Here is a 21,179-nt window from a genome sequence, read left to right as displayed (position 1 = left end):
AAGTTCTATTATAATAAAAGGAGTGGTCCAAGAGTTTTAAGAAATTATAGGTGAAACAGCTGGGAGTAGGTGGGACACGAAACCTGTCCCCGTGCCCCATAGTGAGAGGATTTGAGTTTGAAATGGTAGATAATTTTTGGCGTGATTTACCACGACCATTTTTTGTGCTTGCCCCAATGGAGGATGTGACAGATCTTATTTTTCGTCACGTAGTAAGTGAAGCCGGTCGACCGGATGTATTTTTCACAGAGTTTACAAACTCTGATAGCTATTGTCATCAAGAGGGCAAGGAAAGTGTGCGTGGGCGTTTGACTTTTACAGAAGATGAACAGCCAATAGTGGCCCATATTTGGGGGGATCATCCCGAATATTTCCGTCAAATGAGTATTGGCATGGCAGAGTTAGGATTTAAAGGCATCGATATTAATATGGGCTGTCCTGTGCCGAATGTGGCATCGAGAGGGAAAGGCAGCGGCCTTATTCTGCGTCCAGACATTGCGGCAGAGCTTATTCAAGCAGCAAAGATAAGCGGACTGCCTGTAAGCGTGAAAACACGACTTGGCTATAATGATGTAAATGAGTGGGAGGAGTGGCTAACGCATATTTTAAATCAGGAAATTGCAAACCTTTCTATTCATTTGCGTTCAAGAAAGGAAATGAGCCAAGTAGATGCGCATTGGGAGCTAATTCCTGAAATCAAAAAATTACGTGACCGTATCGCACCCAATACGCTACTAACAATCAATGGAGACATTCCTGACCGTCAAACTGGGCTGCAGCTTGCTAAACAATATGGTATTGATGGCGTTATGATTGGGCGAGGTATTTTTAAGAATCCATTTGCTTTTGAAAAAGAGCCAAAGGAGCATAGCAGTAAAGAATACCTTGATCTTTTAAGACTGCAGCTTGATCTTCAAGATCAATATATGGAAGTACTACCACGTTCAATCACAGGGCTTCATCGCTTTTTCAAAATTTATGTCAAAGGATTCCCTGGGGCTGCTGAATTAAGAAATCGATTGATGAACACGAAATCTACAGATGAAGTGCGCGCATTGCTTGATAACTTTGGAAAAGAATAATCATTAGAAGCCAACAGGTAAGACTCTGACTTGTTGGTTTTTATTATGTGTTAGGTCAAAAAATTCGGGTCTTAAGATTGATAATAAATTATTTAAAATATGGTAAGATAAAGTGTGCGAAAAATGTCATATTATAGCGAAGTTTTAACGAACATATGATACAATAGTATATCGTACAAAATGAAGGAGGTTCAGTCCAACATGACACTTTTGATTACACTGTTATTACTAGTGAGTGTTAGTTTATTTATTTACTCTTTTTTTGCAAAAGATTATCAATCTGAGATTACGAAACAAGTTTCTAATGTGAATATTAACCTTATGCGCGAAATTATAGAATTAAAAGATAAAATCAAGGACTTGGAGAAAGGAAGTAATCTTCGTGGATAAACATACTGCACGTGGACTAGCAATCGGTTTATTTTTTACAGCTATTATCTTACTAGTTTTTAAGCCCGCTTTTGCACTAGATAAAGAAACTGTGACTTCGTACCTAGAAGAAAATAATTTAATGGTCATTTCTAAAGAAGAACCAGTAAATATAGAACAAAGTGATCATAGTGCAACAAAGGAAAACGATAGCTCTGAGTATGACCATTCTCAAATGGCAATGGACAATGAAAAAGATATGGAGCAACAGGTTCCTAAGGATGATCAACAATTTAATATTACTAAGGGTATGGTAAGTAGTGATGTAGCCTATCAATTGAAGAAAAACGGCCTTATTAAAAACCAGGCACAGTTTATTAAAACTCTCAGATCAAAGAATGGCGAAAAATATATACAAATTGGCGAATATAAATTAAACTCCTCAATGAGTAATGATGAAATAATAAGTGTTTTAACGAGAAATCGAGTTTAACGTGATTGCGGTGGCATTTTATAAACAAAATGCTGCCGCTTTTTTTATGTTGACCAAATCGGTAAATAGAGTTATTCTTCTATTAACCGAATCGGTTAATATATGTATTTGCGGGGTGAGTCGACTGGAAAATTTTTTAAGTTTACCTATAGAAAAACAAAATAAAGTTATTGATGCAGCCCTTATATGCTTCGGTACCAACGGCTATAAAAAAACTTCCGTTAGTGATATCGCTGCTGCTGCGAGTATTTCCAAAGCATTAGTATTTCATTATTTTGGCACAAAAAAAGCTTTATATTTATACCTGATTAACTTATGCACCCATATGATTGTGGAGGAACTTGATGAAAAGTTTGATAATGCCGTTACTGATTTCTTTTCCAGAATTAAACTTGCAACAAGCATTGAAATTTCGGTTATGAAAAAGCACCCTGCGATTCTTTCTTTTTTAGACAGTGTGTATTTTGAAAATGATGATGAAGTTAAAGCGGATATAAAAGCTATTCTTGCAAATAGTGAAAGTGAAAGTTTACGAAGTAAAATAGCCTTTGAAGGCATTGACACTTCAAAATTTAAAGATGATATTGATCCAAAGTTAGTCATGAAACTACTAACCTTGCTTACTGATGGGTATTTAAGTAAAATGCAAAAAATGGAGATTGACCTTGATGCCTTATGGGAGGAATTCGAGGAATATATAAATCTATTTCAAAGGAATTTTTATAAGGAGAAATACCTATAGCTTATATTTGTTTACTCATAACCCTTTATTTAAATACGCGTAAAATAGATAGGAGATTATGTATGAATTCATATGTCCTAGGTTTTCAGGAAATTGATAAAACTAAGCTTGCGATGGTAGGGGGAAAAGGAGCCAACTTGGGGGAACTATCCAGGATTAAAGGGATACAAGTACCAGAGGGCTTTTGCGTGACTACCGAAGCGTATAAAGAAATATTTGGGAATAACGAGGAGCTTAATTCATTGCTGGATCGGTTGTCCCTTCTAAAAGCAGACAATAGGGAAGGCATTGGTGAAATCAGCGCAAAAATTCGTAAGGTCGTCGAAGGAATAGTTATTCCGAAAGGCATCGAAACGGAGATTGCCCATCATCTTGCTCAATTTGATGAAAAAAATGCTTTTGCCGTACGTTCCAGCGCTACAGCAGAGGATCTGCCAACAGCCTCCTTTGCAGGACAACAGGATACGTATTTAAACATTATAGGAAAGGAAGCTATCCTGAAACACATCAGCAAGTGCTGGGCATCGCTGTTTACAGACCGAGCAGTGACCTATCGCACCCAAAATGGTTTCGATCACCGCAAGGTCCACCTCTCCGTCGTCATCCAGAGGATGGTCTTTCCTGAGGCGGCAGGGATTTTGTTTACCGCCGACCCCATCACTTCCAATAGGAAGGTTACATCCATCGATGCAAGCTTTGGGCTCGGTGAAGCTCTGGTCTCCGGCCTGGTAAATGCAGATCTCTATAAGGTTTGTGACGGCAGAATCGTCGAAAAGAAGATATCCACTAAGAAGTTGGCTATTTATGCCTTAGAAGAAGGTGGAACGGAGGAGAAGAGGATTGAAGTCGAACGTCAGAATATGCAGACGTTGACAGACGAACAGATTTTACAGCTTGAGAACATGGGCAGAAGGATTGAGACCTATTTTGGCTGTCCTCAGGATATCGAGTGGTGCCTGTATGAACATAACTTCTATATCGTCCAAAGCCGTCCTATCACTACTTTATACCCTATACCAGACGTGCAGGATGGGAAAAACCATGTGTATATGTCTTTCAGCCATCAACAAATGATGACCGATGCCATGAAACCATTTGGATTATCGTTTTTTCAGTTAGGATTTGACGATTTTCCCTTAATACAAGCCGGCGGAAGGTTGTTCATCGATTTGGCACATGATTTGTCTACTTTTACAGGACGATTGATAGTAAACAGCGCTATGGGCAAAATCGACCCTCTCATGGATAGTGCCATCAAGAGCTTACTGAAACGAAAAGACTTTATGAAATTATTGGCGCACGGCAAAAAAGCCTTTAGTATCGGTTCAGGGTATTTTTCGTGGATGCTACCCATTCAGTTTATCAAGATATACCACAACAACGACGAAACCCTTGTTCAAACTCTAATTTCACAGAATGAAGCTTCTATGGAAGAGCTTAAGCGAAGGATTGCAAAACTATCCGGAGATGAACTGTTTGCCTTTATTATTGAGGCTAAGAGCCATTTAAAAGAAGCTATGTATGATCCACAGAGCATGGCAGCGATTTATGTCGGAGTCTATGCAACAAGTTGGATTAATAAGAATATGGAAAAGTGGTTGGGAGAAAAGAGTGTTGCAGATTTGCTTTCCCAATCGGTCGCCAACAATGTTACATCTGAAATGGGGCTGGCGCTGTTGGATATAGCTGACGTCGTCCGGCAATACCCGGCTGTGATGGAGTATTTCCAACACGCCGATAATGAGACTTTCTTTGAGGACTTGGCAAAGTTGGAAGGCGGCAATGCTGTCAGCATATCCATAAGGGCGTATCTTGAAAAATACGGTATGCGTTGTTCCGGTGAAATTGATATCACCAAGCCCCGCTTCAGTGAACAACCGACCGACCTTGTCCCCGTGATTCTCACCAATATCAAGAACTTTGAGGCGAAAGCTCATGACGCTGTATTCGAACGGGGATTGTTGGAAGCGCAACAGAAGGAACAAGATCTTCTACAGCGTTTGGAACAGTTGCTAGGTGGAAAGCGAAAGGCCGAAAAGACTAGAATGATGATTAACCGTATGCGTAATTTTGTTGGTTACCGGGAATACCCGAAATATATTATGGTTGGGTATTACTGGATCATTAAGCAGGCACTCCTTCAGGAGGCTGTAAAGCTCGTGGAAAATGGGGTAATCCGGGAGAAGGAGGATATCTACTATCTATCTTTTGATGAGCTTCGGGAGGTCGTACGTACAAATCTGCTGGATTACAGCATGATAACGAAGCGAAAAGAAGAATATGAGATTTATGAGAAACTAACACCTCCTCGAATAATGACATCAGAAGGCGAGGTTATTTCCGGTGAATACGATACAGGTAACATCCCGAATGGTGCTTTGGCGGGTATACCCGTTTCATCGGGAACTATAGAAGGCCGGGCACGGGTCATTTTAAGAATGGAAGATACTGTTATAGAGGATGGCGATATTTTAGTCACTGCATATACTGACCCTAGTTGGACACCGGTGTTTGTATCCATTAAAGGTTTGGTGACGGAAGTAGGCGGGATGATGACCCACGGTGCTGTAATTGCCAGAGAATATGGCCTTCCGGCCGTAGTAGGTGTGGAAAACGCTACAAGGCTGATTAAAGATGGGCAAAGAATTCGGGTAAACGGAACGGAAGGATATATAGAAATCTTGTAATAAAAAGAATGTCCCATCGGCCTGGGCTTAGGCAGGTGGGACTTTCTTTCGTTTATGTTTCAGTATATATTTTAAAATGAATAATTATGGTACATTAATAATGGGAGGAATCCCTAAATATTTATATTGTCTACTTTTAGGATCGCGATGCACAGGCACCAAAAAATAAAAATGTAAATGATCCGCTCAGTCTTTGACTGGGCCTTATTTTTAAATAGTCTAATTTGGTTATAGTAAATGATATATATAAGTTAAGGATAGAGGGAATACGATGTCAAATAAAACAAAAGCGTCAAAAAAAATAGCTAGATATTCACTAATTATCATGGGGTTAGGTTATGTTGCAACCACACCATTTGGAGGTTCAGTATGGATTGATTTATTAAATGGGGGGTTTGAAGCGGGGCTAGTTGGTGGATTAGCAGATTGGTTCGCAGTTACGGCACTGTTTCGCCATCCTCTTGGATTACCAATCCCCCATACAGCCTTGCTGCCCAATAATCGTAAAAGAATGACAAATGCACTAGTTTCGGTATTAAAAAATGACTGGCTTTCTAAGGAAAGCATCCAAGAAAAAGTGAAACACATTCCTTTTACAGAAAAACTAATTGCCTTCATAAAAAGACAGCAACAAACGGTTTCTTTTAGAGAAAATCTTATGAAACTAATCAAGAAAATGATTGGTTACATAGACGTTGAAAAGATTACACCTTTTATAAAGGAACAAATAAGATCGACCCTTTATAATGTTGAAATGAGAAAACTTCTTCAGTTAATAAGCGTACAGCTACTTAATGAGGAGTTTGATAGGAAAGTTTTGGATCGCGTTTTGGAAAAAGCAGATACTTGGATAAGACAAGAACAAACCAGTGACCGACTAGGTACTGTTTCTATGAATGTAATTAAAAACATTCAAGCAGATGGAATGCTACAGTTTGCTCTAAAATCTATACAAAGTCTACTTAGTGAGGAAAAACTTGGAAATATTGTGCAAAACCTATTAGTAAGTGTTATAAAGAGTTTACAACACGAGGGAGAACCAAATCGAGAAGCTTTAATCTTATATATTCGAAAAGAGATACAAGGTATAAGTGGCAATACTCAGCTAGTAGAGGGAGTAGAGAAATGGAAACGCCAATTTCTATCACAATGGGAGCCTGATCAAACAATAACAGAAAGCTTACAACAGCTACAACAAAAGATAATAGATCTCGTAGATGATAAAGATTTTATCAATGCTTATCTTGTTCCATTGATGAATCATTTAATAGACATTTTACAAGAAAATAACAACAACATTGATCATTGGATTCAGAAACAAATAATATTTCTTGTTGAAAATAATCATGAGATCATTGGAAATTTAGTACAAGAGAATTTAGATAAATTAGACAATAACACACTGGTTGATATGATGGAAAATAAAATAGGAACAGATCTACAATGGATTCGTGTTAATGGAGCAGTTTGTGGCTTTATAATAGGAATTTTCCTAACAGGAGTACAAGCCCTGTCTAATATTTTCTTATAGGGGGACAGGTTCCATGTCCCACCATTTATTTACAAAATGATACCCAAAAAATAAAAAACAGTAGGAAACGAATGCTTCCCACTGTTTTTTTACGTTATTTAGTTGATGAGTTCATTATTTATCCAATTAATCGAGTTGATGAGTAAGACCAAATTTCTCTCGTAATATGCTACTGCCATACCCTAAGAATCCTCCAACAATAGCAGGGATTATCCACCCTAGTCCCACCTCGTACATAGGAAGAATGACATTAAAGAAATTATTAATAGAAGAAAGGTGTATACCAACTCCATTTAATCCATCAAAGAAACTAATAATAAATGTAAAAAGTAGGCTTCCTTGATAAACTTCAGCTCTCCCGTTAAATAAAGAATGAAAAAACGTTAAGAAAATTAATACAATAGCTAATGGGTAAATAGCTGTTAATACAGGTACAGAAATAGCAATTAGCTGTGTAAGTCCAACATTAGCAACTATTGCACTAAAAATACTTAAACTAATAGCAATTGTTTTGTAAGGAACTTTTGGAAATAGTTTATGGAAGAATGAAGAGCAGGATGAAACAAGCCCTATGCTCGTTGTTAAACAAGCTATTGTAATCATTACTCCTAATAATACCCCACCGTAAGTCCCGAAGTAGTAATCCGATACTTTTGCTAAGACAGTAGCTCCGTTATCTAAAAGTCCAAGTTTTTCTACACTTGAAGCACCCATATAAGAAAGAGCTGTATAAATGGTTGCTAGGATAAAGGCAGCGATGGCAGCAGCTTTTCCACAAACAATCAAAATTTGTTTTTTTGTTTTTGCACCCTTTTCTTTAATAGCATTAATGATAATGATGCCAAAAACAAAAGATGCAAGAGTATCCATTGTTAAATAGCCTTCCTTAATCCCATTAAAAAATGGTTGAATTGTATAACTCTTAACGGGTGCTTGAAAATCACCAATTGGATGAATAATAGCAACTACTACTAGGATTCCGATAAACGTTAATTTGATTGGAGTTAAAATTTTCCCCACTATTTCGACAATTTTCGCGGGATTGAGCGAAAAAAGACACGTAATGCTAAAAAAGATAATTGTAAAAATGAGTAAAGGTACAGGGCCTGAGTTTTCAGACAAAAAGGGTTTGACACCTATTTCAAAAGAAACGTTTCCTGTTCTTGGAATAGCAAATAAAGGACCAATTGCTAAATAAAGAACGATTGTGAATACGATACCAAAAACAGGATGTACACGACTTGCTAACGACTGTAAATCATCTTTCCCCGAAAAACCAAATGCTAACACACCAAGTAACGGCAATCCAACTCCAGTTACTAAAAACCCTGCATTAGCTATCCAGATATTCATACCTGCCGATTGACCAAGCATTGGTGGAAATATTAAATTTCCTGCCCCAAAGAATAGAGCGAATAACATTAAACCAATAATTACTATAAATGAAAACGGTACTTTGTTAGACAAGTTAAAACCTCCATGAAATAACATAAATTTAAAATTTCAGAAAAATAATAATTCTTAAAAGAATTATATAAGAGTTAAATACACAATATTTTGTCATTATAACCGGATAAAATTATTATTTCAATATATATTTTTATTTTTTTCTGAATAAATGATAACTTCCTTTTTTGTTTAATTTTAATTAGGTAAATACTCACTACATCTTTATTGTCTGCAAAGTTTTTTCTTTTATATCAATAAGTTTTAATGCCGTGGATTTATTTTGATATTCGCAACCTTGGGAATTTTTTTTGCGTGTGTTGTTTTTTATATAATAAAATATTATTATAAATATAAATTTTAATTATAATAGTTTCATAATTTCTATAATGAAACAAGGAGGACAATATGAACAATGTTTACCAAGAAGGTAAGGATTTTGCTAAGTCCTACATACTTCCTTACACTGAATTAACTGATAAGGATGCTAAATTTCCAGAAGAAACTTTTAAGGAATTAGGTGAAAAGGGTTTTTTAAAGCTGCTTGTACCTGAAGAATACGGTGGATATGGAAAAGGACTTGTAGAACATGCTCAGGCCTGTCTCGCATTTGCTGAGAGCTGCTCTACTACTGCCCTTTGCTATATGATGCATAATGTTGCCTTAATGTGTGTGCTTACACATGGCAGTGACGAACTTAAGAAAAAGATTTTTACAGACATCGTTGAAAAAGGTAAATTCATGGCATTAGCCTACAGCGAAATTGGAACGGGTACACACTTCTATAAACCTGAAATTAACGCTGAGGTTTATGGTGACAGCACTACATTCAATGGAATAAAGAGTATGGTAACATCTGCAACGTATGCCTCCTACTATCTTGTTCTTGCCCCATCTGTAGAAGAGGGAAAAATAAACAACTGGGTATTTCCACTAGAGGCAGAAGGTTTAACATTTGAAAAGTCAAAATGGCAAGGTATTGGAATGAGAGGGAACTCGTCTTGTCCAATGCATATTGAAAATGTGACTTTAGACTCATCTTTTCGTATTGGATCAGAAGGTTCAGGGGCGGAGCAAGTATTCAACGTGGTAGCTCCATTTTTTATCACAGGGCTAGGAGCGGTATACAGCGGCACTGCCATGCATATGTTTGAGATATCAAACAAGTATGTGGTGGATAGGAAATACCCTGATGGAAGTTCACTAGCAAATATTGAAACTGTACAAATCCACGTTGGTACTATTTACAAACATGCAGCTGCTGCAAGAGCAATGACTTTAGAAGCTGCAAGTGCAGGAGCCAATGGTGAAGCTGATGCACTTGCAAAGATACTAGCTGCAAGAATAGTGGCGTCAGAGGCTGCAATCGAATGCGGCAGGCTTTCAATGAGAGTTGGTGGAGGAAAAGCTTACAATAAGGCTATACCTACGGAAAGACTTCTGAGAGATGCATATGCTGGTCAAGTTATGGCACCTAGCGTCGACGTTCTGACTATTTGGCTTGGAAAAGCATTAACAGGCCAGATGATTCCATAAAAAAGTAAGGAGTGAGATTATTGAATAACGAACGAGTAAAAGTAGGAGCTGTTATCTATGATCCGAAGGTAACGGTAATCTGGGAAATTATTGCTGATTTTTTCAAAAAAGAAGGCTTGGAAATAGAATGTGTCTTCTATAAAGATTACGAAGTACAGGTTGACGGGTTACTGAATAAGGAAATAGACATTGCTTGGAATTCCCCTCTAGCATGGCTTGATGCATATTTGAGAACTGATGGAAAATGCCAGATGGGTTCAATGAGAGATACCGACCGAGATAGAAAAACATGCTTCATTGTTAGAAAAGACAGTGGCATTACGAACCTTGATGGGTTAAAGGGGAAGACGATTGGCTTTGGAGCGATAGACTCTCCACAAGCTAGACTCATACCAATCAACCATTTGCACAAAAATGGACTTGAATTTGGAGCAGACTACAAGGAGAAAAGGTTTGATATTGGTGTCGGCCTTCATGGGGACCACGTAGGCGGAGAACTGGATGCTGTTAAAGCATTGATGGAAGGAACTGTAGACGCCGCTGTAACTCTTGATTTGAATTGGGATGCTTGGAAGAGGGATGGCACCGTTGATGAAAATCAATTAGTTTGCATTGATACAACGGATTTGTTTGACCACTGTATTTTCGTAGCACACCCTGATTTTCCAACAGATAGATTCTTAAAATGGCAAGAGGTGCTTCATAGAATGGACTATAACAATGAAGCACATAAGAAGATGATGGATATGGAAGGTTTGAAGGAATGGGTTGAAGGAAGAATCACAGGATTTCAGCAATTACGTGAAGCCAATGACTATCTGAAGTTCTTTAATAGGTAATCTTGAAGAATCATAAAAATAGCAATTAATAAGAGAAGCATGTTTTTTTCGTTGCTTCTCTTTTCACTTTTTATATTTACTTTGGGAGATGAGAACATGAAACGATCATTACCGTTATTTCCTACTTCCTTAATAGGAAGTATGCCTAGATCCAAAGAAGTTCTTAAAGCTTTAAGAATGATTAGAAGAGGAGCAATTGATCCGAATGACTTCAACAAGCTTATCGAGATGGAAACTGAAAAAGTCATTACGTTACAAGAGGATCTTGGGATTGACATAATCACAAGTGGAGAGATTGGACGGGATAACTACGTCTCCTTCGTTTCTAATAAAATCGGCGGTGTTACAATGATGAGCATGAGTGAAATGCTCGATTATATTGATGATAAAAAAGCCTTTGAAAATATTTTGACGACGTTGGATGTTCCAGCGGTCAGCATTAAAAATGCAATTTGTGTTGGTAAGCTTAAATACAATGGTGGTATTGTTGCAGACGAGCTTAAGATTATGAAGAAATTTACCAATAAACCCGTTAAGGTAACATTACCAGGTCCGTATCTTCTTACTAGATCGATGTGGCTACCTAATCTCTCTGGTAAGTTTTATGGGAGTAAGGAAGAGCTTGGGCAAGATGTTATTAAGATTATGAAGGAAGAGATAGATAATCTAATTGATATTGGAGTCGATGTGATTCAATTTGATGAACCGGTTCTGACCGAGGTTGTTTTCACAGATGGAAAACCAAGGTCGTTTATGTGTGCTGCGCTTTCTGAAAGAAAGGATCCAAAAGAAGAGCTAGAATTCGCCAGCTCCTTGATTGGACAGATGATGGAGTATATTGATCGAACAAAAACAGTTGCTTCCCTACATGTCTGCAGAGGGAACTGGAGCAAGGATGAGAGCATATTATTGACAGGGCCCTATACTCCACTTATTGAATTATTTGCAAAGGTAAACCCCGACCTTTTAACCCTTGAATTCTCAACTCCAAGGGCAGGAGAGCTTAGATCATTATTGACTGATTCAAGGATTAGTGAACAAACAGCACTTGGTTTAGGAGTGATCAATCCACGTACAGATGATATTGAGACAGTGGATTCAATCCTTTCAAGAGCGGAGGAGGCAATGAAATATTATCCAAAGGAAAAAATTTGGCTAAATCCTGACTGTGGGTTTGCAACCTTCTCAAGCAGTCCTGTTAACATATTTGAAAATATCTCGGGCAAAATACGTTCAGTCACTGAAGCGGCTGCAATACTAAGGAGTAAATACGATGGATCAGCCAAAAAATGACATAAACACATTATATGAATCCAAGGTTTTTGATATGAACTTTAGGGGAACATCAAACGACCTTTCATCTGTAAAAATATACACAAATAAAAACAGCTTTCAAATAGAAAAACAAATAAGCTTTGACTCGGAATACGAGCAAATCAGCAGTCTTGAATACTTTGCAGGATCAGTTCTAAGTAGCATATTATTAACGCTTTTAGAACAGTCGAAAAAAAATGGTTCAATTATTGAAGAAATTGAAGGGGTCTTGAACCTTTCACTGGTAAACCCTCTCACCTTACTGGGTGTAAGAGGTTATGATGAAGAACCGTCTATCAGTAAAATAACTGTCACCGTTTTTTTATTTGCTGATCTTGAGGAAAGTGAGTTTTTTGATTTCTGCAACTTGGCGCTTCATAATTCACCTGTTTACAATACTTTAAAGAAATCCATGGAACTTGAGGTAATTTTTAAAAAACTTGTATAGGGAAACACTAGGGACGGTTCTCCTGTTTCCCTAATTCCTTCCAGTTATAAACCTATAGGCTATAGGTGAATTTTAAAATTCACCTATGGTCCTAAAACACTTCCACAATTTTTAAAATAATGTACTGCCGAAGCAATAATGGTTCCAAGCCCCCAATATTCACTCCTCTAAGAATGAAGCGTACCAGCCGGTTACATCTTTTCCTTCTGCAGCTTTTCCTAATGCCCCCTGTACAAAACCTGCAACAGATGCACCTCAATTTCCACCTGTCCAATTTGGGTCGGTTACTTTATGCCAACCTGCACTAATCCAAGCATAGCCTAGATATAATATAATCGGGTGATTAGCCAAATGAAAGCAGACCGTGTATTGTTAAAAAGGTGTCATTCTTTTGGATTTTTGTTTTACATAAAAAGCAGAGGATGAAGTTCCTTATAGATAGCTCCTACATTCTGTAACATTAATCATTTACGTTAATATCCTAATATGGGAGGGGTTTCATATGAGAGACTCAATCAAGCGAATAGCTCAACAGTTTATCGTTTCCCACTATCCTGAATCTGAAATAGTCTGGATAGGTGGAAGTACTGTTTATGGAAATTTAACAACAGAATCTGATATTGACTTAATTATAATCGATGAAACAGAAACACCAAGAATTGAATGTTATCAATTTCTTGGATGGAAAATAGAAGCATTTATTTATACGGCTTTATCTCTGAAGTTTGAATTTCAAACAGCTAGATATAGAGGGATGCCCACCATTATTAAAATGTGTGCCGAAGGTCTACTTATAGAAGATAAACAAGGGGATGGAAGGGAATTCCAAAGGGAGGCAAAAATACTTTATGAACAAGGTCCACAGCTTTGGGGTGAGGATAAAATAAATGAAGCAAGGTATCAAATCACAGATTTGTTGTCAGACTTTAGGAGTTCAGAAGACTTTGGAGAAAGTTTATTTATTTTAAATAAGTTAATAGATTTGTTAACTGAACTGATTTTAAGGGCAAATGGCAATTGGGTTGGTGTAGGAAAGTGGTTTGCCAGAAACCTTAAATCATATGATAAAGATATGTGTAATAAACTAGTTAGTTATACAAAAACGTACATGAATACAAATGATAAAACTGAACTAATTTCACTCATTCAATCTACACTTGATCATTATGGTGGAGAATTGTTTGTTGGTTATAAAGGATTCCTTTTGTAGAGGAAAAGGGCAGGGACACAGGGACAGGCACCGTGTCCCACCATTTATTTTGGGACAATGGACCTGTCCCTCCGTCCCAGTCCCGCTAAAACACTCCTGTGATTTTCAAAAAAAAGTACTGCATGAGCGTAAAAAACGCCAAATAAGAAAAGTTATAGATACTGAATGTCAGTAAATATTTATTAGTCTCTTCTGGGTTTACTTGAATAAAAAGTTTGTAAGAGATTACGCTCGCCATCGAAGCAATAATGGTTCCAAGCCCCCCAATATTCACTCCTACTAATAAAGGCTTCCAATTCTCAGTGAATTCAGCGAGAAGGATTGAAGCAGGGACGTTGCTAATCAATTGGCTTACCAAAATGGAACTGAAAAAGACGGAACTTGAGTCTTTCAGGCTTTCACTTGCCAATATTTGAATTACATTTGTATCCGAAATGTTTCCGATAAAAATAAAGAAACAAATAAAAGTTAGGAGCAGAAGATAATCAATTTTTATTAATAATTTTTTATTTAAAAGAAGTACGGTTATCAAGGTGATGACGAACGCAATTTGATAACTTATGATTCCAAAAATAGAGGAAATGATGATTGCTAACACAAGTCCCCAAACTGCTACCTTATTTCGATTCTCTACCTTTATTGAAGGAAGTTCCACTTTCAATTCCCTTTTATGAAGTCTATGAATCAAAAAAAATAGGGAAATAACCCCAAGGATTGCCATGAAGAAAACAGTTATAAAAAATGCCCTTGGGTTTAATCCGTAGTGAGAATAGATAAATAAATTTTGCGGATTTCCCATGGGAGTTAAGCTACTGCCAAGATTCGCAGCAATGGTTTGAAGGATGATTGTCTCCATCATAGGCAAACCTGTCCTTTTACTGATCACAAGAGCCAATGGCACAAAAGTAAGTAACGCTACATCGTTCGTGACGAACATCGAGCTAAAAAAACATAAGGAAATGAGTATCGCTGAAACAGATTTGCTGTTATTACATTTATTTAAGATACTAATGGCTATTTTGTCTAATAATCTAAGCTCATCCAACGCTTTAATAGCGAGCATAAGATTAAATAAACTGACCAATACAGAAATATTAATATACTCCAGTTTTGGAGGATGAATGAAACAGCTTGCGATTGCCAATAAGAGCGAGATTGTAAATACCTTGTCTCTTTTGAAAAAGCTAAAATTCACACTAATTTTTTTCTTAGTTGGAATGAATACAGAATCTTTCATAGCCCACCACCGACAACTTTTAACATAACGAAAACAATGATATGATTCTACCATGTACTTTTTTGATTGTGAATAAGTTTTGCAGGGAGGTGTCTTGAGGTGAATCTTAAAGAAAAGGTAAAAAAGCTTCCAGCATCTCCAGGCGTATATTTAATGAAGGATTCTCAAGGGTACATCATTTACGTGGGGAAATCGAAAAACTTAAAAAGCCGAGTGCAATCATACTTCCAAAATTCAAGAAACCATTCTAGTAAGGTTCTCAAGCTCGTTAAGCATTTAAAAGATTTTGACATTATACAAACAGATACAGAATTTGAAGCATTTATGCTTGAATGTCAATTAATAAAGGACATAAAACCACTTTATAATAAATTGATGAAAAGTTCACAAGCATACACGTATATTAGGATTCTAATGAATAACGGGACTAATCGACTAGAACTGGTCAATCATATTGATGAAAAGGAAGGCAGTCGCTATTTTGGTCCTTTTTCAAGTAAAAGTACTGTTGAAAAGGCAATTAAAGGATTAAAAGAGTATTTTAAAATTGAATGTAGCAATCCTACCAATAAACATACTCCATGTCTAAATTATTCATTGGGATTGTGTATTGGCATGTGTTTTGATTATTCAGCTGTAGAAATATACAAGCAAATTATAGAGAGAGTTATTGCTTTATTTTCGGGAACTGACACAAGTATCCTTGTAGAAATGGAACAAAAAATGACTCAGGCCTCCCAAGATTTTGATTTTGAAAAAGCAGCTAAGCTTCGAGATTATAGCGAGGCTATAAAATCCCTTTTGAAAAAAGAAAAGGTAATCGAATTTACAAAAGATAATAAGAACATAGTAGTATTTGAATTTGTAGATAGCGCCAATTTGAAAATATTTCTAATTAACAGGAACAAAGTACTCTTTAAGCAATTATATAAGATAAATGGAAGAGGCATGGAACAGCTAGGACAATCCGTCAAGGAAAACATTTTAACCTATTTTAATAGTAGCGACCAACCCTCAAATTTGGATATTAACAAGGAATATGAAACAGTAGGGACGGTTCTTTCTGTTTCCCTAATATCTGCCAGATATAAATGTTATTGGTAAATTTTAGGGAAACAAAGAGAACCGTCCCCTTTGTTTCCCCTCACGTTTCAGTCCCTTTAAGAATTAATTCCACAGATACTTTAACATCAATAATAGCTGATTTCACTAGACTATCATATTCTGATTTTATTTTCTCCCATTCATCCGGATTATTCTTTTTCAAAATTGACTTTACATTTAAAACATCTTCCCCAGTTTTTTCATAAATCGCAGATAGTTGTGTTTGAACATTATTTTGCAGTAATTTAGTAAAATCCTTTTCTAATCGATGTAAGGTAGTTCCTTTTAAATTTCCATCCCCGCATGTATATTCAGCCAAATACCCTTTTGCTTTCACATTCCCGCCAATGATTAAATTTCCGTTGCTTACTTTTGGTTTTAATGAGGTAGATGTATGAATGATATCCATACTTACGGAGCCTGAACCTGTGTCAGGGCAATCCATCCGTAAACTTCCTGACTCAACAATTTCTTGTATAAAAGCTACTACAATCGATTCTTTTTCACTTAAATGGCCGACCACTTTTCCCTTTTTCAATACGGAGACTCCTGAAACCTCAATATCCTGTTTATTTTTACCAAGTTTAATATAGGGGATTAAATTGATATTATTTTCATGAATCGCTCTAGAAACACCGCCGATATCAGTTGCAATAGTTCTACCTGTACCTTCCGTTAAAGTTATGATTTTCTTTATATAATGAGAGATAAACCGCTCATCCTTTTGCCTTACTTTAAGAATATCGATTGGATTTTCCGCTAACACGACCGGTGTCGTTCTTCTCATATCAGGGTCTCGAAGAAAATGACTAATGATCCCTGCAATGCCTTCCTCTGCCTGCTTCTTTCCAATGATTAAAATTTGGATATTAGAATAAAAAGGTTCGCCGATTACTTTCGTTTGAACAGAATGAAGTGGCATCTCTATTGATGGATAATTGACCTTTTTAATTGTAACTTTTGCTTGTTGACCGCCACCTTGTTGTTGACCGATTGGGCCACCACTCTGTAGATTCAAGCTTTCAATCCCGACTATATACCCTTTGTCCTCCTTTTCAATGGCAATTCCTGATATAAACATACGATTACGGATTCGTTGAAAATCCCAGCAGCCGCTTAATAAGAAGGTTATCAAGATAAAACAAATCAGTATCTTAAACCGCCCCATTTTGTTTCACCTTCTTTTTCACAGTATCAATCAGAACGATTAAAGGAAACAGAGAAAATATTATGATAATGGTTCCAAACTGTAGAATTCTAGAGAAAGCTTGAACTTGTTCGATATTCTTCGGATAAATTGCGGTTATGAAAACGACTACGCCAATAATTCCGACCCACATCAAAAAACTACTTCTAGGAAACAATGTTTTCATGCCAACCGATCCAGCTAGAAATGTGAGATGATTAAGTGTAAACGAAAATACAATCCAACTTGTTAAATATAAAATTTCCATACGCTCTAGAATAGGCACTTCAACCAAACGAGCCATATCAATGGTCGGATATTCGATAAAGTTAATTTCTACTGGTCCAAATAATGAAATCGATAATATGAATAAAAATGCCGTGATGAGAGACAAGAAAATTAACCCTTGCAACACTCCATTTTTAAGTGCGTCAAAATTGGACATGGAAGGTAAAAAAAAGAGGAAGACCCAGCTATCTAAAAAATAATACATAGATATGATTAAACTTTGATTAAAATCAATATCCCTTGCGATGACTGGTTTTAAATAAGAAAAGTCCGCTTTATTAATAACAAGAAAACAAATGATTAAAACCGCCATAAGAAGCAGCGGCTGAGCCAATTCATTAAATCGCGCCAATGTTTCTTCTTTTTTTGTAACAGCATACATGACAAGTACGAGTTCTACTAAAATGATGATCCAATTGGGAGTATGAAATAATATATGAACAATGACCCCGTCTGATAATAAGCGAACGCTAACGCCTGTCCCGACAATTGTAAGGACAGCAAGGAAAAAAAAGATACAACGGGCCCCCCGTTTGCCGATTATCTGCTCTAAGATTTCCAGCATGGAACAACCTGGATATCGTTTAGGAAGTACCAGTAAGATTCTTATAGCAAGCAGGATTAAAGCAAGTGACAAAAAGATAAAAATCCAGCCGCTTTGCTCCGAATATTCATTAATCTCTCTTGGTAATGTGGTGATTCCAACTGGTGCGCTGGCCATAATAAGCCAAAAAATTTGATTTTGGGAGAAAGTAAATTTCTTTTCTGCCATATTCTGCACCTATCCTTTTTTTAATGGCTTCCATGTTCTTTGTTTTTCTTTATTGGATAAATAAGTTGGCCTTATTGTTCTCCAGCGAAGTGGAAATAAAATAAAGAGGTCAACCCAGTTTCGGAAACGTGTTGGCGCAAAAGGTACAAGATAAGGAACACCAAAGCTTTTAAGGCTGCATAAATGAACTAGTATAAAAATATAGCCTAAAACTAATCCATATAAGCCTAAAAATCCAGCCGCGATTATAAGCAATAAACGAATAAGCCGAAAGCTAAAAGCCATGGAATAATGTGGCGTACTAAAGGATGCCATTGCGGTGATACCAACTACAATTAAGGTTATAGGACTAACAATATTGGCCTGAACAGCAGCATCTCCAATCACGATTCCCCCAACAATACCCACTGTTTGTCCCAATGGTTTGGGTAACCTGATCCCGGCTTCTCTAAAAATTTCAATCATAAGTTCCATCAGAAGTAGCTCCAAAATGGCAGGAAAAGGGACCTGTATGCGGGTATGGGCAATCGAGATTAATAAATCTGTTGGAATTAGCTCTGGGTTATAATGGATTAAGGCAACAAATAAAGAAGGAACAAATACACTTATTAGCATTGCAACCAGCCGTATTATACGAACCATTGAGCTTACATACCATTTTTCATAGTAGTCATCCATATTCTGCAAGCTTTCAAAAAAGGTAAGCGGCACTTGTAAAGCAAAGGCAGAATTCTCTACAAACAATATGACTTTTCCAGAATTTAAAGATTCCACCACCGTATCGGGACGCTCGGATAGGCGAATAAGCGGAAATACCGACCAGGTATTATCTTCAATCCATTGTTCCAGCTCACTGGCAGATATGATTGTATCGGTCTTTATAGTTTTTAGCCTATATTTTACTTCCTGCAATACATCTTTGTTAACAATACCTTCAATATATAAAATTGTTATATTTGTTTTTGATAATGAACCAATTTTCATTTCCTCTATATGTAATGAAGGATCCTTTATATACTTCCTAATGATGGAAATATTCACTGGGATAGATTCAACAAATCCCGCTCTTGTACCTTTTATTGTCGTTTCAATAACAGGAGGTTCAGGTTTTTCCTTAGAAGACATACCTATTTTAAATAAACAATAGCTTTGCATATTTGCTAAAACTAAAATTACTTTTCCAAGGAGGATACCATTCACAATATCCTCCTTTTTTGCAGTCGTCTCTAATTGACTATAGGGGAACGTTTCGATTATGGCTGCTTCAGTAATCTGTTTTTCATTACCGAGACAAAAAATCTGTTGGAAAATACTTTGATTAACAACATTCTGATCTGTTAATCCTTCCAGAAAAAGTATTGCACCATCCTGGCCAGCTTTGGTTCTAAATTTACGAATATAAAGGTCATTACTATTTCGCAGCTCTGTTTGTATGAATGTTATTTTTTCATCTAGTGTTTTTGAAATCGATTGATTTAACATGATGGCCTCCAGCATGGACAAATAAAAATGCAAGTCTAGCTTCATTTGGCTTTTTACTGTTTATATTTACCAATGAATGATTATTATTTATTTTGTATGAAATGGATTTTTATTATGCAAATAAAGATTCCCCTCTTTGAGGTTTCAATTGCCAAGAAAACTGGATATTAATTTATTTGGGTAGGAATAGGGAGCTGCTGGATTACGAAATGAGTAAAGAAGTGGACAAATAAACGGTAACATATGGGTGAATGCTGGCATACCCTAATCTTAAATATTATAAAGATAAAGGGTTTGAAACGATGGCAACTACTATCATTAATTTGTATTATCTAAAAGTTAACAGCGTTTCTGGTAATGGATCGATTACGATTGGTGAAGCTGCCTACAACAGCCCCACAACTAATAACAAGTCACAAGGCATTACTTCATCCTTTGGGGACACCTCTCCTACGGAGACCATTATGGAGAATCTTTTAAATGATCCGGATGTGAATGATCAAACCGCCATTGGAACTACCGATAATGCCTTTGTTAATACGCCAATTCCACCGGCTCCACCAGTTTTTTAAATAAAGGGGGGTAAGGACTACATGCCACTTCAAATTAATGTTGTTAATATAAAAATAAATGGTATTACACAAAATGGAAATATTGATGTTGGATCAACTGTCCAAAATAGCCATACAGCGAATACGAAATTTTATGGGGCCAATTTTTCGCTAGGAGACATCGCTCCTAGTTCATCAGTTATAAATTCTGCATCTTTAGACCCTGATGTAAGCGATCAAGATCAAATTGCGAATCCATCGATGCCAATCGCAAACCAAATCTAAGGAGTAGAACATGGACATCGAAAAGATCAGGAAATGGCTTGAAATAACCAATCAATATCGGGAAAGTGATTTTTGGTCAAGTGTTCTAAAGCAAAAAACACCAGATGATTTTTTAAAAAAAGGGGACAGCTGTAGACCTATTTATGACCTATATCAAAACGAATATTTTAATTTTATGATAATTGAAACACCTGGAGTCGCTAAAGAAGAAATACTGCTTCAATTAGTCACTAGTACTAAATTGCTGATAAAATATTCAATTAAGCCTATTTTTTTAGCTGAAACTGAGGTAAAAAAGGAACGGGTTTATGGGGAATTTGAACGCATAATTGAGTTAGCGGAAGCTACGGAAAGTCATTTGTTAAGTGTAAAGCACGTCAATGGATTACTGCTTATTTCTTATCCAAGAAGAACGGCTGATTTTGCATTTTACCAGGAAGAGGATGTACTTTAAAGCAACTACACCAATTTTGTAGTTGCTTTTTTTATTTTTTGGGAAATATTAGGTAAACAGCGAGAACCGTCCCCAATGTTTCCAATGTTTCTTTTGACTAAACTATATAAAGCATATTAAATT

At 36.6% G+C, this 21,179-nt stretch carries 20 protein-coding genes and 1 pseudogene; 15 read left to right on the top strand and 6 right to left on the bottom strand.

Going from position 1 to position 21,179, the window contains the following annotated elements; genetic code table 11:
- The first annotated feature begins 101 nt into the window (after positions 1 to 101).
- The 6 genes from ACNQFZ_RS08560 (at position 102) to ACNQFZ_RS08535 (ending at position 6,904) form a co-directional block, all read left to right on the top strand.
- Positions 102 to 1,082 (top strand): tRNA dihydrouridine synthase, encoded by a 981-nt coding sequence (locus ACNQFZ_RS08560; protein ID WP_458414858.1) that lies wholly within the window; start codon positions 102 to 104, stop codon positions 1,080 to 1,082.
- 201 nt (positions 1,083 to 1,283) lie between these two features.
- The gene (locus ACNQFZ_RS08555) at positions 1,284 to 1,472 is read left to right on the top strand and encodes a hypothetical protein (protein ID WP_458414857.1); all 189 of its coding nucleotides are present in this window, start codon (positions 1,284 to 1,286) and stop codon (positions 1,470 to 1,472) included.
- On the top strand, positions 1,465 to 1,944 hold the full coding sequence (locus ACNQFZ_RS08550; protein ID WP_458414856.1) for an endolytic transglycosylase MltG: 480 nt from the start codon (positions 1,465 to 1,467) through the stop codon (positions 1,942 to 1,944). The genes ACNQFZ_RS08555 and ACNQFZ_RS08550 overlap by 8 nt, the downstream gene beginning before the upstream one ends.
- A 1-nt stretch (position 1,945) precedes the next feature.
- Positions 1,946 to 2,686 carry a TetR/AcrR family transcriptional regulator gene (locus ACNQFZ_RS08545; RefSeq protein WP_458414855.1) on the top strand — a complete coding sequence of 247 codons (741 nt, stop codon included), beginning with the start codon at positions 1,946 to 1,948 and terminating at the stop codon, positions 2,684 to 2,686.
- Between the two features lie 62 nt (positions 2,687 to 2,748).
- Positions 2,749 to 5,373, top strand: coding sequence for a phosphoenolpyruvate synthase (gene ppsA, locus ACNQFZ_RS08540; RefSeq protein WP_458414854.1), 2,625 nt, complete (start codon positions 2,749 to 2,751; stop codon positions 5,371 to 5,373).
- A 271-nt stretch (positions 5,374 to 5,644) separates the two neighbouring features.
- Positions 5,645 to 6,904, top strand: coding sequence for a DUF445 domain-containing protein (locus ACNQFZ_RS08535; RefSeq protein ID WP_458414853.1), 1,260 nt, complete (start codon positions 5,645 to 5,647; stop codon positions 6,902 to 6,904).
- Between the two features lie 126 nt (positions 6,905 to 7,030).
- On the opposite strand, the gene brnQ is transcribed toward ACNQFZ_RS08535, so the two are convergent.
- A complete protein-coding gene (brnQ, locus tag ACNQFZ_RS08530; protein WP_458414852.1) occupies positions 7,031 to 8,371 on the bottom strand; it encodes a branched-chain amino acid transport system II carrier protein in 1,341 nt (446 codons plus the stop codon).
- A 387-nt stretch (positions 8,372 to 8,758) separates the two neighbouring features.
- On the opposite strand from brnQ, the gene ACNQFZ_RS08525 reads away from it, so the two are divergent.
- The 4 genes from ACNQFZ_RS08525 (at position 8,759) to ACNQFZ_RS08510 (ending at position 12,487) form a co-directional block, all read left to right on the top strand.
- Positions 8,759 to 9,886, top strand: a complete 1,128-nt coding sequence (locus ACNQFZ_RS08525) for an acyl-CoA dehydrogenase family protein (protein ID WP_458414851.1) — start codon at positions 8,759 to 8,761, stop codon at positions 9,884 to 9,886.
- A 20-nt stretch (positions 9,887 to 9,906) separates the two neighbouring features.
- Complete coding sequence (locus ACNQFZ_RS08520; protein ID WP_458414850.1) at positions 9,907 to 10,725, top strand: phosphate/phosphite/phosphonate ABC transporter substrate-binding protein; 819 nt, start codon at positions 9,907 to 9,909, stop codon at positions 10,723 to 10,725.
- Positions 10,726 to 10,821: 96 nt separating this feature from the next.
- Positions 10,822 to 12,018 (top strand): cobalamin-independent methionine synthase II family protein, encoded by a 1,197-nt coding sequence (locus ACNQFZ_RS08515; RefSeq protein WP_458414849.1) that lies wholly within the window; start codon positions 10,822 to 10,824, stop codon positions 12,016 to 12,018.
- Entirely contained in the window at positions 11,999 to 12,487 is a 489-nt protein-coding gene (locus ACNQFZ_RS08510; protein WP_458414848.1) for an OsmC family protein, read from the top strand. The genes ACNQFZ_RS08515 and ACNQFZ_RS08510 overlap by 20 nt, the downstream gene beginning before the upstream one ends.
- Before the next feature lie 165 nt (positions 12,488 to 12,652).
- Here ACNQFZ_RS08510 and ACNQFZ_RS08505 read toward each other — a convergent pair.
- Positions 12,653 to 12,867: pseudogene (locus ACNQFZ_RS08505) on the bottom strand (DoxX family protein); the annotation flags it as partial.
- A gap of 122 nt (positions 12,868 to 12,989) precedes the next feature.
- Between ACNQFZ_RS08505 and ACNQFZ_RS08500 the strand changes: the two are divergent.
- The gene (locus ACNQFZ_RS08500; RefSeq protein ID WP_458414847.1) at positions 12,990 to 13,697 is read left to right on the top strand and encodes a nucleotidyltransferase domain-containing protein; all 708 of its coding nucleotides are present in this window, start codon (positions 12,990 to 12,992) and stop codon (positions 13,695 to 13,697) included.
- Positions 13,698 to 13,782: 85 nt separating this feature from the next.
- On the opposite strand, the gene ACNQFZ_RS08495 is transcribed toward ACNQFZ_RS08500, so the two are convergent.
- Positions 13,783 to 14,934 (bottom strand): SLC13 family permease, encoded by a 1,152-nt coding sequence (locus ACNQFZ_RS08495; RefSeq protein WP_458414846.1) that lies wholly within the window; start codon positions 14,932 to 14,934, stop codon positions 13,783 to 13,785.
- Between the two features lie 99 nt (positions 14,935 to 15,033).
- On the opposite strand from ACNQFZ_RS08495, the gene ACNQFZ_RS08490 reads away from it, so the two are divergent.
- Positions 15,034 to 16,038 carry a UvrB/UvrC motif-containing protein gene (locus ACNQFZ_RS08490; protein WP_458414845.1) on the top strand — a complete coding sequence of 335 codons (1,005 nt, stop codon included), beginning with the start codon at positions 15,034 to 15,036 and terminating at the stop codon, positions 16,036 to 16,038.
- 40 nt (positions 16,039 to 16,078) lie between these two features.
- On the opposite strand, the gene ACNQFZ_RS08485 is transcribed toward ACNQFZ_RS08490, so the two are convergent.
- The 3 genes from ACNQFZ_RS08485 to ACNQFZ_RS08475 are packed head-to-tail and all read right to left on the bottom strand — an operon-like array spanning position 16,079 to position 19,766.
- Positions 16,079 to 17,206: a Ger(x)C family spore germination protein gene (locus ACNQFZ_RS08485; RefSeq protein ID WP_458414844.1), complete on the bottom strand. Its 1,128-nt coding sequence runs from the start codon at positions 17,204 to 17,206 to the stop codon at positions 16,079 to 16,081.
- Entirely contained in the window at positions 17,193 to 18,284 is a 1,092-nt protein-coding gene (locus ACNQFZ_RS08480; RefSeq protein ID WP_458414843.1) for a GerAB/ArcD/ProY family transporter, read from the bottom strand. The genes ACNQFZ_RS08485 and ACNQFZ_RS08480 overlap by 14 nt, the downstream gene beginning before the upstream one ends.
- Positions 18,285 to 18,293: 9 nt before the next feature.
- Complete coding sequence (locus tag ACNQFZ_RS08475) at positions 18,294 to 19,766, bottom strand: spore germination protein (protein WP_458414842.1); 1,473 nt, start codon at positions 19,764 to 19,766, stop codon at positions 18,294 to 18,296.
- Between the two features lie 302 nt (positions 19,767 to 20,068).
- Here ACNQFZ_RS08475 and ACNQFZ_RS08470 point away from each other — a divergent pair, with 302 nt between their 5' ends.
- The 3 genes from ACNQFZ_RS08470 to ACNQFZ_RS08460 are packed head-to-tail and all read left to right on the top strand — an operon-like array spanning position 20,069 to position 21,056.
- Positions 20,069 to 20,338, top strand: a complete 270-nt coding sequence (locus tag ACNQFZ_RS08470) for a spore germination protein (RefSeq protein WP_458414841.1) — start codon at positions 20,069 to 20,071, stop codon at positions 20,336 to 20,338.
- A 21-nt stretch (positions 20,339 to 20,359) separates the two neighbouring features.
- Positions 20,360 to 20,602 carry a spore germination protein gene (locus tag ACNQFZ_RS08465; RefSeq protein ID WP_458414840.1) on the top strand — a complete coding sequence of 81 codons (243 nt, stop codon included), beginning with the start codon at positions 20,360 to 20,362 and terminating at the stop codon, positions 20,600 to 20,602.
- 10 nt (positions 20,603 to 20,612) lie between these two features.
- Positions 20,613 to 21,056: an Hsp20/alpha crystallin family protein gene (locus ACNQFZ_RS08460; protein ID WP_458414839.1), complete on the top strand. Its 444-nt coding sequence runs from the start codon at positions 20,613 to 20,615 to the stop codon at positions 21,054 to 21,056.
- The last annotated feature ends 123 nt before the right edge of the window (positions 21,057 to 21,179 follow it).

The organism is Schinkia acidoalkalinis (assembly GCF_054301215.1).
This window is presented reverse-complemented; position numbering and strand designations above follow the sequence as displayed.